Annotated in this window: 15 protein-coding genes; 5 read left to right on the top strand and 10 right to left on the bottom strand. The window is 56.5% G+C overall.

The window, feature by feature from the left end:
• Window positions 1-7 precede the first annotated feature (7 nt).
• Window positions 8-913, bottom strand: a complete 906-nt coding sequence (locus EKL29_RS04175) for a LysR substrate-binding domain-containing protein (RefSeq protein WP_126688918.1) — start codon at window positions 911-913, stop codon at window positions 8-10.
• A 118-nt stretch (window positions 914-1,031) separates the two neighbouring features.
• On the opposite strand from EKL29_RS04175, the gene EKL29_RS04180 reads away from it, so the two are divergent.
• Window positions 1,032-1,325 (top strand): DUF1330 domain-containing protein, encoded by a 294-nt coding sequence (locus tag EKL29_RS04180; protein WP_126688919.1) that lies wholly within the window; start codon window positions 1,032-1,034, stop codon window positions 1,323-1,325.
• Window positions 1,326-1,589: 264 nt separating this feature from the next.
• Here the strand turns inward: EKL29_RS04180 and EKL29_RS04185 are convergent, their stop codons facing one another.
• Entirely contained in the window at window positions 1,590-1,991 is a 402-nt protein-coding gene (locus EKL29_RS04185) for a RidA family protein (RefSeq protein ID WP_126688920.1), read from the bottom strand.
• A 140-nt stretch (window positions 1,992-2,131) separates the two neighbouring features.
• Here EKL29_RS04185 and EKL29_RS04190 point away from each other — a divergent pair, with 140 nt between their 5' ends.
• Both EKL29_RS04190 and ttcA read left to right on the top strand, forming a co-directional pair.
• Window positions 2,132-2,734: a TetR/AcrR family transcriptional regulator gene (locus EKL29_RS04190; RefSeq protein ID WP_120452773.1), complete on the top strand. Its 603-nt coding sequence runs from the start codon at window positions 2,132-2,134 to the stop codon at window positions 2,732-2,734.
• Between the two features lie 1,765 nt (window positions 2,735-4,499).
• Entirely contained in the window at window positions 4,500-5,429 is a 930-nt protein-coding gene (ttcA, locus tag EKL29_RS04205) for a tRNA 2-thiocytidine(32) synthetase TtcA (protein ID WP_126688923.1), read from the top strand.
• A gap of 50 nt (window positions 5,430-5,479) precedes the next feature.
• Here ttcA and EKL29_RS23200 read toward each other — a convergent pair whose 3' ends face one another.
• The 3 genes from EKL29_RS23200 to EKL29_RS04215 form a co-directional block, all read right to left on the bottom strand.
• The gene (locus tag EKL29_RS23200; RefSeq protein ID WP_167456951.1) at window positions 5,480-5,626 is read right to left on the bottom strand and encodes a hypothetical protein; all 147 of its coding nucleotides are present in this window, start codon (window positions 5,624-5,626) and stop codon (window positions 5,480-5,482) included.
• A gap of 305 nt (window positions 5,627-5,931) precedes the next feature.
• Window positions 5,932-6,915 (bottom strand): zinc transporter ZntB, encoded by a 984-nt coding sequence (zntB, locus tag EKL29_RS04210; RefSeq protein WP_120452780.1) that lies wholly within the window; start codon window positions 6,913-6,915, stop codon window positions 5,932-5,934.
• A 118-nt stretch (window positions 6,916-7,033) separates the two neighbouring features.
• Window positions 7,034-8,653 carry an ABC transporter substrate-binding protein gene (locus EKL29_RS04215; RefSeq protein WP_126688924.1) on the bottom strand — a complete coding sequence of 540 codons (1,620 nt, stop codon included), beginning with the start codon at window positions 8,651-8,653 and terminating at the stop codon, window positions 7,034-7,036.
• A gap of 157 nt (window positions 8,654-8,810) precedes the next feature.
• On the opposite strand from EKL29_RS04215, the gene mpaA reads away from it, so the two are divergent.
• On the top strand, window positions 8,811-9,518 hold the full coding sequence (gene mpaA / locus EKL29_RS04220) for a murein tripeptide amidase MpaA (protein WP_126688925.1): 708 nt from the start codon (window positions 8,811-8,813) through the stop codon (window positions 9,516-9,518).
• On the opposite strand, the gene ycjG is transcribed toward mpaA, so the two are convergent.
• Window positions 9,493-10,476, bottom strand: coding sequence for an L-Ala-D/L-Glu epimerase (gene ycjG / locus EKL29_RS04225; RefSeq protein WP_126688926.1), 984 nt, complete (start codon window positions 10,474-10,476; stop codon window positions 9,493-9,495). The genes mpaA and ycjG overlap by 26 nt on opposite strands.
• 150 nt (window positions 10,477-10,626) lie before the next feature.
• Here ycjG and tpx point away from each other — a divergent pair, with 150 nt between their 5' ends.
• Window positions 10,627-11,130 (top strand): thiol peroxidase, encoded by a 504-nt coding sequence (gene tpx, locus EKL29_RS04230; RefSeq protein ID WP_120452786.1) that lies wholly within the window; start codon window positions 10,627-10,629, stop codon window positions 11,128-11,130.
• A gap of 21 nt (window positions 11,131-11,151) precedes the next feature.
• Here the strand turns inward: tpx and tyrR are convergent, their stop codons facing one another.
• The 4 genes from tyrR to pspD all read right to left on the bottom strand — a co-directional run bounded on the left by tyrR (window position 11,152) and on the right by pspD (window position 15,590).
• A complete protein-coding gene (gene tyrR, locus EKL29_RS04235) occupies window positions 11,152-12,732 on the bottom strand; it encodes a transcriptional regulator TyrR (RefSeq protein WP_126688927.1) in 1,581 nt (526 codons plus the stop codon).
• A 146-nt stretch (window positions 12,733-12,878) separates the two neighbouring features.
• The gene (locus EKL29_RS04240) at window positions 12,879-13,946 is read right to left on the bottom strand and encodes a YcjF family protein (protein ID WP_126688928.1); all 1,068 of its coding nucleotides are present in this window, start codon (window positions 13,944-13,946) and stop codon (window positions 12,879-12,881) included.
• Window positions 13,943-15,337, bottom strand: a complete 1,395-nt coding sequence (locus tag EKL29_RS04245) for a YcjX family protein (RefSeq protein WP_126688929.1) — start codon at window positions 15,335-15,337, stop codon at window positions 13,943-13,945. The genes EKL29_RS04240 and EKL29_RS04245 overlap by 4 nt, the downstream gene beginning before the upstream one ends.
• Window positions 15,321-15,590: a phage shock protein PspD gene (gene pspD / locus EKL29_RS04250; RefSeq protein WP_371315526.1), complete on the bottom strand. Its 270-nt coding sequence runs from the start codon at window positions 15,588-15,590 to the stop codon at window positions 15,321-15,323. The genes EKL29_RS04245 and pspD overlap by 17 nt, the downstream gene beginning before the upstream one ends.
• Between the last annotated feature and the right edge of the window lie 14 nt (window positions 15,591-15,604).

Consider the following 15,604-nt stretch of genomic DNA (forward strand, 5'->3'; position numbering starts at 1 on the left):
ATAACAATCACTCCAGGTAGGGCTTCAGCAGCGTTTCACTCCACTGCATAAAGGCTCTGACGCGCTGCGACAGGTTACGCCGGTGCGCCACGACGAAAGACGCGCTAAGCGGCGCGGGACGCAGAGCAGGCAAAACCTCCACCAGCGTGCCGTTTGCCAGATGCGGCGCCAGCGCGGAATAGCCCGCCTGAATCAACCCCATCCCTGCCAGCCCCGCCTCATGATAGGTTTGTACGCTGTTAACCTTCATCATGCCGGGTAACATCAGCGTCTTATACCCCTCGTTTACCGGATATTCCCACCCGTCAGGTTTCGACCCAAAATTCCTGATGTAGTGCACCATCCTGTGTCCCTGGCTGAGCAGATCTTCAATCGTCTGGGGCGTCCCGAAACGTTCAAGATAGCCTGGGCTCGCCGCATTGATCATGCGTAGCTTGCCCATCGGCCGGGCAATCAGCGTATCGTCCACCACCGGCCCAAGACGTATTACGCAGTCAAAACCTTCCTGAACAAGATCGACACGGCGATCGGTGCTGGAGAGTTCGATCTCAAGATCCGGATGCGCTTCCATCAGCTGCGGCAAGGCGGGAATAAACAGGGTCTGCGCCAGAACGGTGGGCATATCAATGCGCAACCGCCCGCGCAGCGGCACGCCCTTATCGGCGAACATCGACTGTAGCGCCTCTGCCTCCGCCAGCAGATCCCGCGCACGGGAATAAAAAGCGCGCCCATCCTCGGTGAGCTGCACGCTGCGCGTGGTGCGATGCAGCAGCGTTGCGCCTACGTCTGCCTCAAGCTGGCGTATGACGGCTGAAACACGCCCCTTCTGAATACCCAGGCTTTCAGCCGCACGGGTAAAGCTCATCATCTCCGCCACGCGGCAAAAAAGCATTAACGCATCAAGATTCTTCATTGTTCATTATTCCGATAACAGCGCGTTCTTTTTTGGGCTGTTTATAGGCAGTCTAATACTCAATAGAGTGGCTTCACACCCTGTTTCTTTATCCGCTTTACAACCAGAGGTCATAAACATGAAGCCAAAAGGTTATTTAATCGCCCACGTTACCGTGTCGGATGCGGCTGCTTACGCTGACTATGCCAAAGCCGCCGGAGAGGCCATGCGGGAGTTCGCGCCTGAAATCGTCGCCTGGTCCGGGGCATATGAAAATCTGGAAGGAGAAGCGCATGAGCGCCATGTGATTTTTGAATTCGCCTCTTTTGCCGAGGCAAAGCGTTTCTATGAAAGCCCGGCGTATCAGGCCGCCAGAAAACTGCGCGAGAAAGCGGCAACCGGAACCTTTGTGCTGGTAGAAGGAAGCGCCTGACCGTCTGTTCCTTTTTTACGCAGAAGAAGCGCCTGCTTTGCCGACAATGAATCAAGCTGCTCAGGGTCATTTCCTGAGCGGTTAATTGCCCCGCTTGCAGACCTTCTGGTATTTGGTTCCTTTTTAAAATTATATTAGCGACCATGGTAAGCAGGTGCGCTTAGGAGCCTGTCCACAAATTCGTAATAGGCCTTCCCGGAATAGCGCCCTTGCCAGCCCGGAGGGCTGCATCAGGCGTTATCCCGTCTGTCTGCATGGCAATGTTTAATCCTGTACTATCGGGATCCTTGCAATAACCTTAATTTCAAAATCGAACCCAGCCAGCCAGTTCACGCCGACGGCCGTCCAGTTTGGATAAGGCGGCTGAGGGAAAACAGACTGCTTCACCTGCATAATGGTTGAAAACTGCTTTTCCGGATCGGTATGGAAGGTTGTGACATCAATCAAATCGGCAAAAGTACACCCGGCGGCGGCAAGCGTAGCCTCCAGGTTATCAAAAGCGAGCTGCACCTGTGCGGCAAAATCTGGCTCAGGCGAGCCGTCGGCACGACTGCCAACTTGCCCAGAAACGAACAGCAGATCGCCAGAACGGATCGCAGCGGAGTAACCATGCGCCTCATAAAGAGCGTGTCGATTAGCCGGGAAAACAGGGTAAGGCTGATTCATAAAGTATCCTTTTGAGCAGTAGATGAAGCGGGATGCGCAGCCTGCATAAATGATTTAAAATACGCTGCGTATGTAAAATTAATCATACATACGCGCCGTATGTCAACTCACATACGCTGCGTATGTAACAAGGAGAACGAATGGCTGTTAACCGCCGTGTCGAAACCATGGAACTCAACCGCGCAAAATTGATTGCGGCCGCGCGAAAAGCGTTTGCAGAAAAAGGTTTTGCAGCCGCATCAATGGATGACCTGACTGCCAGCGTTAACCTGACACGCGGAGCGCTCTACCATAACTTTGGCGATAAAAAGGGATTACTTGCCGCGGTTGTTACCCAGATAGATGGCGAGATGGCGCAGCGTGCCAGAGACGCCGTTTCTGATGCAGGTGATGACTGGGATAAGCTGCTGGCCGAAGGGATCGCCTACATTAAAATGGCGCTGGACGATGAAGTCCGCCGCATCGTTCTGCTTGATGGCCCGGCTTTTCTCGGCAACCCTGCGCAATGGCCAAGTCAGAACAGCTGTCTTGAATCCACTCGTCAGGGCATCTTAAACATGCTCGAAGGCGGCGTAATCAAATCGGTAGATCCGGATGCCACCGCCTATCTGCTGAATAGCGCCGCCTTCAATGCAGCGCAGTGGATAGCAGCCAGCGACGATCCGCAGCAGTCGCTGCCAAAAGTGATTGAGGTATTCACATTACTGGTAAAGGGTTTACGTAATAATGCCGGTGCAGCTTAATATATAAAAGAACAGCTAATTTCATTATTAGCCTTTCCCTTAATCTTTTCTGCTTCCCCTAAAAGCGGCATAAGATTGCCGCTTTAATCAAAGCGTATTTAAAACACCTGAATTCCGTAAGATAACATTTATTCTCAAGTGAGAATCAATATATGCAGGTCAGTTATTTACTTGAACGATAACTTATATAGTATGGGGGAAACTTAACTAGCTTGCTGTAATCGGTATGGGTTAGCACTACCCCTGCGATCAGTTAGCTGCCCTGCTTACTCTAAGCATTAATAATAAAAACATGAAATACACAGCGGGTAGCGGCATTACAAAAATAATCACCCAATTGATTCGATAGCCATGATGAACCTTATTAAAAGATTTTTTAAGCGGGTGTTTAAATCCTTATTTTCTCTTTATGCCCCGACCGTACTTACGGTCGTGTTCGCGATTGTTCTGGTCCATTTTTTCCCGGAAGGCCCCTTATGGCCTGTGCTTGTGTTTTTCATATTAACAATGATTATTATTGATTAAATATCATATAGGGCAGAAAAAACACGATGAATATAAATTCAGATTAAATTATAAAATTTTTATAGTAAACCCACAATGCTAGTAGCTCAAAGGAAACGCCTTACCAGATCATGCACAGAGTATTAGAGTATGCGTTTGAAGAAGACAACCAAGTTTTCCCGACAAATTTTCATTACATATAAAAAACCTAAAACACAGCGGCATCGGATGTCGGCCTTGCAAATTCATTCACCAGAGTAGATCGAAAGCTATGGCAAAAACTCTTAAAAGTTTTTTAAGCGGCTGATTAAATCTTTAGTTTCAGATTATGCTCCTGCATTGCTTACATTCTTATTCGCAGTTTTCCTGATACATTTTTTCCCGCAAGGCCCCTTATGGCCGGTGCTCATATTCTTCATATTTATAGTAATAATTATAGAGCGATGGTATATGAAATGGTAATCGCTGAAAGAGAAGCTTATTTTCACTAGATTATCTTTGTTTTAATTTTATTTAAGCGACACGAAATCAAACATTAACTTTTTCAGTAAAATGATTCTTTAAAGCAACCTGCTAATTTAAAACACTACGGGCACAGGGATGCGATATCATTTAAGTCATTCCAGGGGTTACGATAATTATGTGGAATATCATCATAAGGATCTTTAGGCGTCTTTTTATGTCCCTGTTTGCGCTATATGCCCCTCAAGCCCTGATACTGATCTTCACGATTGCTCTGGTTCATTTTTTTCCTGATGGTCCAGTCTGGCCTGTAGGTCTTTTTGCTCTTTTCATAATTTACATTTTCGCTCGTTACTGCAAATGGTGATCTTTTATAACGATCTTTCACCAGCATTTTCTGTTCTGTGGCACGACAAGGAAGGCAACTTAACCCTGAAAATTCACAACAGCGATTTGCGGTCACTACTTTTGTGTCTTCGCCTCAAAAGGAAGAGCGCCCCCCTGCGCTTTCCAGCACTGGCCTGTTGTGTGTTTTCACCATAAAACGTGCTGGCATTCGCCGCCGTAATCCGTACCATACGCGGCATACTTTTGCCTGCTGATGATTATCGACGGGCGCACACGCCCTCTTTTATAGCGAATCAGATGGGGTATGAACATGCGCAGAGTGTCCGTGAGTCCTGTGCGACCTGGATTGAAAAGATGAACAGCGAGCAGGTTGAAATGCTCAACGGTAAGCTGGCAATCTGAGTGGACCTTGCCCCTTATATGCCCCTTTTGGTTGTAGAGACAGAGAAAAATGCAAGAAAATCAAACGGTTGACAAGAAAGAACAGTACAACCTTAATAAACTCCAGAAGCGCCTGCGTCGCAACGTCGGCGAGGCTATCGCTGATTACAATATGATTGAAGAAGGCGACCGCATTATGGTCTGCCTGTCGGGCGGCAAGGACAGCTATACGCTGCTGGAGATCCTGCGTAATCTGCAGCAGAGCGCGCCGATTAACTTCTCGCTGGTTGCGGTCAATCTCGATCAGAAACAACCGGGTTTTCCAGGGCACATTCTGCCGGAATATCTGGAGTCGCTTGGCGTCGAATACAAAATCGTCGAGGAAGACACCTACTCCATCGTTAAAGAGAAGATCCCGGAAGGCAAAACCACCTGCTCGCTCTGTTCGCGCCTGCGCCGCGGCATTCTCTACCGCACCGCCTCCGAGTTAGGGTGTACTAAAATCGCGCTCGGCCATCACCGCGACGATATTCTGCAGACGCTGTTCCTGAACATGTTCTACGGCGGAAAAATGAAAGGTATGCCGCCGAAACTGATGAGCGACGACGGCAAACATATCGTGATCCGCCCGCTGGCCTACTGCCGTGAAAAAGATATCGTACGCTTCTCTGAAGCGCGCAAATTCCCGATTATTCCGTGCAACCTCTGCGGTTCGCAGCCTAACCTGCAACGTCAGGTGATCGCCGATATGCTGCGCGACTGGGACAAACGCTATCCCGGACGTATCGAGACGATGTTCAGCGCGATGCAAAACGTCGTGCCGTCGCATCTGGCGGATATCAACCTGTTCGATTTTAAAGGCATCCAGCACGGCGATGCGGTGGTGGACGGCGGCGATCTCGCTTTTGATCGGGAAACGCTGCCGGTACAGCCTGCTGGCTGGCAGGAAGAGGATGACGCCGAGCCGGTAGTCCGTCTCGACGTACTGCAACTGCCGTAATCGGAACGTGTTAAAAAGGGCGCGCTGCAATGTCAGCGCGCCCTTTTTTTTTACCGATGCGGCGGTGGATCGAGGATGGGCGGATAACCCGGCTCAGGCTGCGGGTCCGGTTGTGGGTTCGGCGGCGGTTGCGGCATCGGATCGGGAATCGGGACGGGATCGGTAGGAATCGGATCGCTTGCGATAATGGATGTCATACCCTTCTCCTTTGTGGTTACTGTCCTTAAAGCATAGGTATAACTCCGCCGCAGGGGCAAAAAAAAGCCGGCGGATAGGCCGGCGTATCGAATTAAATATGTGCTATGCAGTAATTCTAAAAAGGAAGTAAGACAATATGGAGCGCAACGCCCATCGCTTGACGTTGCATTCACCTGCGGATACAGAGTTTGCCGCTGTTGCCCTGGAGGGTTATTGACCTCGATCAGCTTTTTTTCCCTTTTTGCCATTAGCCGGCTTTTTTTATAGCTGAATTAACCCTTATAACCAGTTGATTACATTATTGTCACAGCCACTTGCGCCGTTTAAGCCACCAGGCGACGCCCAGAGCGAGGGCCACCAACAGCAGGCAGAACACGCTAAAGCCCAGGTGCCAGTTGGCGCCGGGAATGCCGCCAAGGTTGACGCCAAACAGCCCGGTCAGAAAGGTTGTCGGCAGGAAAATCATCGCCAGCAGCGACATGGTATAGGTACGGCGATTCATCGCTTCGGCCATCTGCGAGGCCACTTCGTCCGCCAGCACGGCGGTACGCGCCACCCCCGCGTCCAGGTCGTCAAGCCCGCGCCCTAACCTGTCCGACACCTCCTGCATGCGGCGACGATCGCTGTCATCCATCCACGGCAGCTTCTCGCTGGCGAGCCGCGAATAAACGTCCCGCTGCGGCGTCATATAGCGCCGCATGACTATCAGCTGCTTGCGCAGCAGCGACAGCTCGCCGCGCGCCGGTATACGCTGATCCAGCAGCGCATCCTCCAGCACGATGATTTTGTCATGCAGCTCTTCAATAAATTCACTGGCGTGATCGGTCAGCGCATCGCAGATATCGACCAGCCAGCTGCCGCCATCTTCAGGCCCGTTGCCGTTTTGCAGATCGGTCAGCACCTCATCTACCGCATAGACTTTACGGCGACGCGTCGAGACAATCAGCTTGTCGTTGATAAAGACCCGCATCGCCACCAGCTGCTCAGGCCGGGAGTCGGCGTTGTGGTTAACGCTGCGCAGCACAATCATAAATCCGTCGCCAAGACGGCTGACGCGCGGCCGCATGCTGTCGCCCGCCAGCGCGTCGCGCACCGTGTCGGGGATCAGGGGCGTAGACTGCAGCCAGTCAGAGCTCTGGCGATGGGTATAGTTAAGATGCAGCCAGCAGGGTCGCTCGCAGTGGATAACATCTTTATCTTCGATAGGGATTAAGCCGCCCTTGCCATCAAGCTGACAGGCGATAATGGCGTCGGAAACCTGCAACGCTTTGCCTTCAATGACGTTCACTCACTAGCCTCACTACAAAAATCAATACGATACAGTCTAGCGCGGCGCGGTTGAGTTGCAATCATCAGGCTGTGAGCAAAGGTGTCTGGATGCGGCCTGCTGGCAGGCCGCACAGGGCTTAGTGTTTTGCGATCCACAGCTCACGGCTGTAGGCGACATCTTCGGGATTAGTGATGGGATAGCCTTTCACCCACGGCTTGATCAGGCGGCCGTTGGTATACTGGTAAATCGGCGCGATCGGCGCCTGGTCGGCCAGGATCTGCTCCGCTTTGTTGTAGTCGCTATTACGCGCGTCAGCCTGGGTTTCGCTGCTTGCTCTGGCGAGAACCGCATCGTAATCGGCGTTGCTGAAGCGCGCGATATTGCTGCTGTTGCCGCTGGTCAGCAGGCTGAGAAACGTAGAAGGCTCATTGTAATCACCAACCCAGGAGGCGCGGATAACGTCGAAACTGCCGCTGTTGCGGCTGTCGATATACGTCTTCCACTCCTGGTTCTGCAACGTCACCTGAACGCCAAGATTTTTCTTCCACATCGACGCCACGGCAATCGCGATTTTTTGATGGCTTTCCGAGGTGTTGTAGAGCAGCGTCAGATGCAGCGGTCGGCCAGGGCCGTAGCCCGCTGCGTTAAGCAGCGCTTTCGCCTGGGCGTTAAGCTCCTGCTGGCTGTGCTGCTCAATATAGGATTGCGCAGGTTTGAAGCCCGCCGTCACGTCGGGCGTAAAGCGCCATGCGGGCTTCTCGCCGGTGCCCAGCACCTTTTCCGCGATAATGCGGCGGTCGATGCTCCACGACAGCGCCTTACGCACCCGCGCATCAGCCGTCGCTCCCTTTTGCGTATTAAAGGCGTAGTAGTAGGTGCCTAGCTGGTCAGGCGTGTAGACCTCGCCCGGCAGCGTTTTTTTCAGCTGGGCATACATGTTCTTCGGAAAGGATTCGGTGATATCGATATCGCCCGCGCGATAGCGTTTAGTGGCGCTGGACTCTTCATTGATGGGAATAAAGGTCACTTTGGTCAGGACCGAATGCGCGTCGTCCCAGTAGTGCGGATTACGCGCCAGCACAATCTTCTCATTCACCACGCGCGACGCAAGCTGGTAAGCGCCGTTGCCCACCAGCTTGCCCGGCGCGGTCCAGCCGTCACCCTCACTGGCGATAACCTGCTGAGGCACCGGGAAAAGCGCGACGTTAGCCGCAAGTGCGGGAAACCAGGGCACCGGCCGGTCGAGCGTCACCTTCAGGTGCTGGGCGTCTACGGCGCTGACGCCGAGTCGATTCGCCGGCATCTCGCCTTTGGTTATCGCACCCGCGTTGCTGATGCCTGCCAGCCCGGCAAACCAGGCAAAGGGCGAACTGTTTTTGGGCTCGACAAGACGCTGCCAGCTGTAGACGAAATCCTGCGCCGTTACCGGCTCGCCGTTCGACCATTTCGCATTAGTGCGTAGCGTAAAGATCCAGGTTTTATTGTCGCTGCTGCTCCAGTTTTCGGCCACGCCCGGCACGATATTGCCCTGCGCATCCTGATTCGTCAGCCCCTCGAACAGATCGCGGATCACCTGAATTTCCGGCAGCCCAACGGCTTTTAACGGATCGAGCGAGGCGGGTTCATCTTTGATATGGCGGACAATCTCCTGCCGATCGGCCAGCTGCGCGTTGGCCGGCAGCTGTGCCGCCAGCGCCTGGCTCGCGATGCCTGCGAGCGCCAGCGCCATCAGCGTCTTGCGAAATGTGCTTTTCATCTTCACTCCCTTACCCTAATGAAGCGCTGCGCAATGCACCAGAGGGCGCAGCATGACCCGGGCACTGTAGCGCAAATGCCTGAAGGATAAATAGCGATTTTCCGCGCGCGGCTTTTCCGCTACTTTGTCTGACAGAGGGCAACAAAGGAGAAAGCCTATGACGTTGTTACACCCGCGACCGCGGCGCGGAAAACTTGAAATTCCGTTTCAGCGCTACGGTGACAGCGTACTGGGCGCGCCGCTGCTCTGGTTTCCCGCGCCCGCCGCCGATGCCGACAGCGGACTGATTCTGGCAGGTACGCATGGCGATGAGAATGCGGCCATCGCCACGCTTTCCGCCGCGATGCGCACGCTGCCGGACCGGCTGCGTCGTCACCACGTGGTGCTGGCGGTCAATCCGGACGGATGCCAGCTTGGCCTGCGCGCCAACGCGCACGGCGTCGACCTCAACCGTAATTTCCCGGCGGCCAACTGGCAGAGCGGCGAGACGGTCTATCGCTGGAACAGCGCTGCCGAGGCGCGCGACGTGCTGCTCTCGACCGGGGATGGGCCAGGTTCAGAGCCGGAAACGCAGGCGCTGTGCGAGCTGATTCACGGGCTGAAGCCGCGCTGGGTGGTCTCCTGGCATGAGCCGCTGGCCTGTATCGACGATCCGCGCGGCAGCGATATCGGTCACTGGCTGGCGCAGCAGACCGCGCTGCCGCTGGTGAGCACTGTTGGTTACGACACGCCCGGCTCGTTCGGCAGCTGGTGCAACGACCTCGGTCTGCCCTGCATCACCGCCGAGATGCCAGCCATTTCGGTTGATGAAGCGACGGAGCGCTATCTGGAGGCGATGATCAACCTGCTGCGCTGGCAGCGATAAGCACCTTGCCTGCGCTGACCTGTATGGCGGGCTCGACATCCACCGCCAGCCAGGTCGGCCCGTCCAGATCGGCGAAGCGCGCTCCCGCCGCCAGCGGCAGCGCGGCATGAATAGCGCGCGAGGTGCAGATCATGCAGCCGAGCATTATCTCAAAACCGAGCGCCTTCGCCGCTGTCGCCAGCGCCAGCGCTTCGGTCAGGCCGCCCGCTTTATCTAGCTTGATGTTGATCATTTCATAACGCCCCCGCAGAGCGGGCAGGCTGTCGCGGGTATGGCAGCTTTCATCGGCGCAAATCGGCAGCGGATGGATAAAATTGGCCAGCGCCGCATCCTGACCGGCAGGCAACGGCTGTTCAAGCATCGCCACGCCAAGATCCGCCAGCAGCTGGCAACGCGCCGCCAGGCCTTCGGCCTGCCAGGATTCATTCGCGTCAACAATCAGCGTCGCCTGCGGCACCGCCGCGCGGATCGCCACCAGCCGCTCGGTGATAAAAGTATCATCCAGTTTGATTTTCAGCAGCGTCGCGCCGTGCTGCCACAGCGCGCGGGCGCTGCTTGCCATCGCTTCCGGGGTATCGATGCTGACGGTCTGCGCCGTCACGACCTCATCGGGCGCCGTGACGCCGTTCAGCATCCAGAGATCCTGCTGCTGCTGGCGGCTCTGCAGATCCCACAGCGCGCTGTCGATAGCGTTGCGCGCCGCGCCGGCGGGTAGCGCCAGCTGTAGGCCGTCGCGCGTCATTCCCTGCTGTAACGCCGGGAGAATATCAGCGATCTGCGCCAGCACTGAGGCTTCCGTTTCGCCGTAGCGCGCATAGGGCGTCGCCTCGCCGGTGCCTTTTACGCCATCCTCTTCAATTTCCACTACCACCACTTTCGCCTCGGTGCGGCTGCCGCGGGCGATAACGAAAGGGGTATGCAGCGGCCAGGACTCGGGATAGCTTTTTACCGTTCTCATACTCTCTCCATGTAGGTCGATAACTGCGCATCGTCTCGGATAATCTGCGTTTTTCGCTCGTAAGTCTTTTATAGATATGTCATAAACACGTTTTCAAACCATACTTACCTGTAGCCAGTCACGCTTTTTTCTGACGTTTAAGGAATCGCTATGTCTCATACTGTTCACTTTCAGGGCAACCCGGTTGAGGTTGCTGGTCACTTTCCACAGGCGGGCGAACAGGCTAAAGCCTTTTCGCTGGTGGCGAAAAATCTCACCGACGTGTCGCTCTCTGAGTATGCAGGAAAACGCAAGGTTCTGAATATTTTTCCCAGCATCGACACCGGCGTTTGCGCCGCCTCGGTACGCCGCTTCAATCAGCTCGCCAGCGAGCTGAACAATACGGTGGTGCTCTGCATCTCCGCCGATCTGCCGTTTGCCCAGTCGCGCTTTTGCGGCGCCGATAACCTGAATAACGTCGTCACGCTCTCGACGCTGCGCGGCGCTGAATTTAAAAATGACTACGGCGTTGAAATTGCCGCGGGCGCGCTGGCAGGTCTGACGGCGCGTGCGGTCGTGGTGCTGGATGAGCAGGATAAGGTGTTGTACAGCCAGCTGGTGAATGAAATCACCACCGAACCCGATTACGATTCCGCGCTGGCGGTACTGAAGTAGCATTAACGGCGGCGGCGCCTCTTAGCCGCCGCTTTTCTCTTCCTTTTCGCCACGTTTCTGCCCTAACCCATATTCGCGCAGTTTATTAGCGATCGCCGTATGCGATACGCCGAGGCGTTTCGCCAGCTTGCGGGTGCTGGGATAGGAGAGATAAAGGCGCGTCAGCACAGATCGCTCGAAGCGGCTGGTAATCTCGTCAAGCGTACCTTCCATCGCCTCTTCACCCAGCGAGGCATCCAGCGCCTGCTCAGGCAGGACGATATCCTGCGGGCGCAGCTCATGCCCTTCTAGCTGCGTCAGCGCGCGGTAGAGCGCATTTTTCAACTGACGCACGTTGCCCGGCCAGTTGTAGCGCGTCAGCAGTCCATTAAGCTGCGGTGACAGACGCGGACGCGGAATGCCCTGCTCGTCGGCAAAGCGCGCCACAAACATTTCGGTGAGCGGCAGAATATCCTGCGGACGCTCGCGCAGCGGCGGCAGATGCAGCGTTAATACGTTAAGGCGATAAAAGAGATCTTCACGGAACTCGCCGCGCTGCACCAGTTCAATCAGGTTCTTCTGCGTGGCGCAGATGACGCGCACGTCCACATGGACTTCATGCTCTTCCCCGACGCGGCGGAACGTCCCGTCATTCAGGAAGCGCAGCAGCTTGGTCTGCATGCGCGGCGACATTTCGCCGATCTCGTCGAGCAGAACCGAGCCACCATTAGCCTGTTCAAAGAAACCTTTCTTGCCCTCTAAGGCGTTCGGGTAGGCACCAGCGGCATGACCAAAAAGTTCGCTCTCTGCAACGTCATCCGGCAGCGAGGCGCAGTTCAGCGCCAGGAAAGGCTTCTTGCCGCGCGCGCTGCGCAGATGGCAGGCGCGCGCCAGCATATCTTTGCCGGTGCCGGTATCGCCGACGATCAGTAACGGCGCGTCATGCATCGCCAGCTTGCGCGCCTGATCGATCACCTGACGCATTTTCGGCGTCACCGCAATAATATGATCGAACTCCGACTCGTCGGTCACCACCAGATTTTGCAGCTGGCGTCCCATGCGCGCGGTGGATTTCAGCATCACCATCGCGCCCACCGGCTGGTCGCCCGCACCTTCATCGGCGGTGAGATAGACAGGATGCGCTTCCATCAGAAAATCGCGGCCGTCGATCACCACATGCTGCGCCTGCGCCTCAACGCGGTCGCTTTCCAGCCAGCGCTGGAAATTAAAGCCGCTAATCAAATTGCCTGCGCTGTAGTTACGAATTTTCTGCTCGTCGAGATCGAACAGGTTCTGCGCCGCCGGATTCGCCAGCTCGACTTTACTTTTCAGATCAATGGAAAACACCGGCTCTGGCATCGCCACCAGCAGCGCGCTCAGGGCACGATGCTCCCGCTCCGAAGGCATATAGGCGACGGTACGCACGTCGGTAACGCCCGGCGTGCGGCGGATTTCCGCCATCAGGCTGCTGAACTGATTAAATTCAAGCGCAGAAAAGTTGAGATAAATACGGCCAAGAGCCGCGATTTCAATGCCGCGTAAATCGATATTACGGGCGACTAACAGATCGAGCAGCTCGCGCGCCAGACCGATGCGGTCCTGGCAGAAGACTTCAAGACGCATTGCGATGGCCTTAGTCAGGTAAAGAATCTGGAGATAATACGCTAACTTGCAACAGGTCTGAAGAGGCGTGGAAGCAAAAGTTGACACCGGTGTTCATCCGGCGGTGCGCGCCGCTCAGGCGACGGCGCACCGGCAGGCAGGCGCGCTTAGTTTTCGCGCTTCGCGCCGCTTTTCGGCAGCGTCTCTTTAAGCTGACTAATAAGATCGCGACGGAAGTCGCCCAGCCGCGGCTTATCCTCCTCCAGCCAGGGCAGCGGGCGACACAGCTCCATCGCCTTGATGCCGAGCCGCGCGGTCAGCAGACCCGCGCCGATGCCCTGGGCGGCGCGCGCTGAGAGTCGGGCAGCAATATCCTGCGACATCCAGTCCATTCCCACTTCCCGCACCAGCTCAGACGCGCCGGCGAACGCCATATTCAGCAGCACCAGGCGAAACAGCCGCAGCCGACTGAAGTAGCCCAGTTCGATACCGTAGATGGCGGCGATACGATTGACCAGCCGCAGGTTGCGCCAGGCGATAAATGCCATATCTACCAGCGCCAGCGGGCTGACGGCGATCATCAGCGTCGACTCCGCCGCGTGGCGGCCGATTTCACGTCGCGCCTGACGATCCTGCACCGGCTGCACCAGCTGCGCATAGAGCTGAACGGTTTCGCGATCGTTCTGGGTTTCATGCAGCGACGCGTGCCAGCGCTGCAGCGCCGGATGCGCCTGATCGATGCCCGCCTGCTGCGCCAGCTTTTCGCAAAAAGCGCGGCCTTTGCCGACGCTATGGCTGTGCAGCAGTTCACGCCCGACGTCGCGCGCTTCGGCTCGCTCGCGCAGCTTATAGAGACGACGCCACTCGCTGGCCAGCGCGCCGACGCCAGCGATAACGATAAGCCCGCCAGCCGCGCCGCTGCCGAGTGCGAACCAGTCGCGCGTTAGCCAGGCGTCATGCATCCACTGGACGCTCTGCGCCGCGACGCTTGCAGCAAACAGCGCGACGCCCACGCCGACCAGTCTGCGCCACAGGCTGCGTTTCGGTCGCAATGCCTGCTCGACCGCCCGCTCTCCCGCGCCCTCTTCCATCACGTCGCCAGCCTGCTCGTCAACGGCAAGAAACGCCTGCTGCGCCTCATCGTCAAAAGCCAGCGCCGGGCGCAGCGGCTGCTCGCGCGGGGCCTCAAGCGGCCGGGCGAAATCGATACGCGGCTTAATTTTTTCATCGCTCATCGCAGCTTATCTCCTAATAAAAATTCCAGCGCGGCATCCATGCGGATATGGGGCAGCGGACGATCGATATCGAGCGGCTGCGGCCGGAACTGTTCAAACTGAAAACCCTGCTGCTGCCAGAAGGCCTGCCCCGGCAAACGCGGCGGCACTTCGCCCGGATAGAAAGTCAGGGCTGCGCCGTCTGCCAGTCGATCGCCGCGCAGCGCCGGGATCTTCTCGCCGCGATGATCCACCAGCCCGCTTTGCGTAGCCTGCACCGAGGCCAGCCCGATGCACTCCATGCTGATGCCCTCGAACGCCGCGTTTTGCCAGGCGTCCTGTACCAGCTGCTGCAGCAGCGACACCATATTAGCGTGCTGATCGGCGGTGATATGGTCAGCTTTGGTGGCGGCGAACAGCAGTTTATCGATAACCGGCGCAAACAGGCGACGGAACAGGGTGCGCTGTCCGTAGTGGAAACTCTGCATCAGCTGAGTCAGCGCCAGCCGCATATCGTTAAACGCCTGAGGGCCGCTGTTCAGCGGCTGCAGGCAATCCACCAGGACAATCTGGCGATCGAAGCGCAGGAAGTGGTTGCGGTAAAAATCTTTCACCACATGCTGGCAGTAGTAGCGGAAACGCTGCTGCAGCATGGCGAAGTTGCTGCCTTTGTCGGCCTGCGCCAGTTTGCCGCGCTCGGCCTCGTCCATCAGCGGCCAGGGAAAAAATTGCAGCGCCGGTGCGCCCGCCATCTCGCCAGGCAGCACAAAGCGGCCGGGCTGGATAAAGTGCAGCCCTTCGGCTTTACAGCGGTGCAGATAGTCGGTCCAGGCGGCGGCGATGGCGGCCAGCCGGTTTTCGTCGGCAGGCGCAAAGGGATCGAGCGACGCGCACAGCTCACGCCACGGCTGCGCCCACTGTGCGCGATCGCCCTGCAACAGGCTCAGCATTTGTCGCGACCAGTCGAGGTAATCCTGCGCCAGCATCGGCAGGTCGAGCAGCCATTCGCCGGGATAGTCGACGATTTCCAGATAGAGCGTCGCGCTCTCTTTGAAATGGCGCAGCAACGAATCCTGCGAACGATAGCGCAACGCCAGCCGCATTTCGCTGACGCCGCGCGTCGGGGTCGGCCAGGCGGGCGGCGTGCCATAAATCTGCGCCAGCCCTTCGTCGTAGGTGAAACGCGCCGTGCCCATGTCGCGCTGCGGAATGCGCTTGACGCCCAGCAGGCGCTCGTCGCGCACCACAGAAAAGAGCGGCAGCCGCGCGCCGCTGTGCACGTTAAGCAGTTGATTAACGAGTGAGGTGATAAAAGCGGTTTTGCCGCTGCGGCTCAGGCCGGTTACCGCCAGGCGCAGATGACGATCCGCGCCGCGGTTGAGTAATGAGAGTAGTTCAGACTTGTTTATCATCTTTTTCCCTGATGAAGCGCGCCGCCGCCCGCTTCATTACGCGCTGCAGCAACGGCTCCAGCGCCAGGGAAAGCAGAATGCGCAGAGGACGACGCGCAACCGATTTTACTGCCCAGCCGGTCAGACCGGCAGGCCCGTAGCTCACGGCATTGATAATGATGAATTTCCCGACCGACTTCAACGCGGGGGTCGCGCGGCGGCGAAAAGAGGACGTACGTGAATATAACAAAGCAAACCTCCGGTTGATCAGCATAACGGGGCCTGAAC

This window comes from Pantoea sp. YU22 (genome assembly GCF_003970755.1).
GTDB lineage: Bacteria > Pseudomonadota > Gammaproteobacteria > Enterobacterales > Enterobacteriaceae > Pantoea > Pantoea piersonii.

Excerpts from the sequence above, each read along its gene's own strand:
- EKL29_RS04180 (WP_126688919.1), top strand. The coding sequence starts at position 1,032 with ATGAAGCCAAAAGGTTATTTAATCGCCCACGTTACCGTGTCGGATGCG.
- pspD (WP_371315526.1), bottom strand. The coding sequence starts at position 15,590 with ATGCTGATCAACCGGAGGTTTGCTTTGTTATATTCACGTACGTCCTCT.
- ttcA (WP_126688923.1), top strand. The coding sequence starts at position 4,500 with ATGCAAGAAAATCAAACGGTTGACAAGAAAGAACAGTACAACCTTAAT.
- tpx (WP_120452786.1), top strand. The coding sequence starts at position 10,627 with ATGTCTCATACTGTTCACTTTCAGGGCAACCCGGTTGAGGTTGCTGGT.
- EKL29_RS04245 (WP_126688929.1), bottom strand. The coding sequence starts at position 15,337 with ATGATAAACAAGTCTGAACTACTCTCATTACTCAACCGCGGCGCGGAT.
- EKL29_RS23200 (WP_167456951.1), bottom strand. The coding sequence starts at position 5,626 with ATGACATCCATTATCGCAAGCGATCCGATTCCTACCGATCCCGTCCCG.
- EKL29_RS04240 (WP_126688928.1), bottom strand. The coding sequence starts at position 13,946 with ATGAGCGATGAAAAAATTAAGCCGCGTATCGATTTCGCCCGGCCGCTT.
- EKL29_RS04215 (WP_126688924.1), bottom strand. The coding sequence starts at position 8,653 with ATGAAAAGCACATTTCGCAAGACGCTGATGGCGCTGGCGCTCGCAGGC.
- EKL29_RS04190 (WP_120452773.1), top strand. The coding sequence starts at position 2,132 with ATGGCTGTTAACCGCCGTGTCGAAACCATGGAACTCAACCGCGCAAAA.
- EKL29_RS04175 (WP_126688918.1), bottom strand. The coding sequence starts at position 913 with ATGAAGAATCTTGATGCGTTAATGCTTTTTTGCCGCGTGGCGGAGATG.
- tyrR (WP_126688927.1), bottom strand. The coding sequence starts at position 12,732 with ATGCGTCTTGAAGTCTTCTGCCAGGACCGCATCGGTCTGGCGCGCGAG.
- mpaA (WP_126688925.1), top strand. The coding sequence starts at position 8,811 with ATGACGTTGTTACACCCGCGACCGCGGCGCGGAAAACTTGAAATTCCG.
- EKL29_RS04185 (WP_126688920.1), bottom strand. The coding sequence starts at position 1,991 with ATGAATCAGCCTTACCCTGTTTTCCCGGCTAATCGACACGCTCTTTAT.
- ycjG (WP_126688926.1), bottom strand. The coding sequence starts at position 10,476 with ATGAGAACGGTAAAAAGCTATCCCGAGTCCTGGCCGCTGCATACCCCT.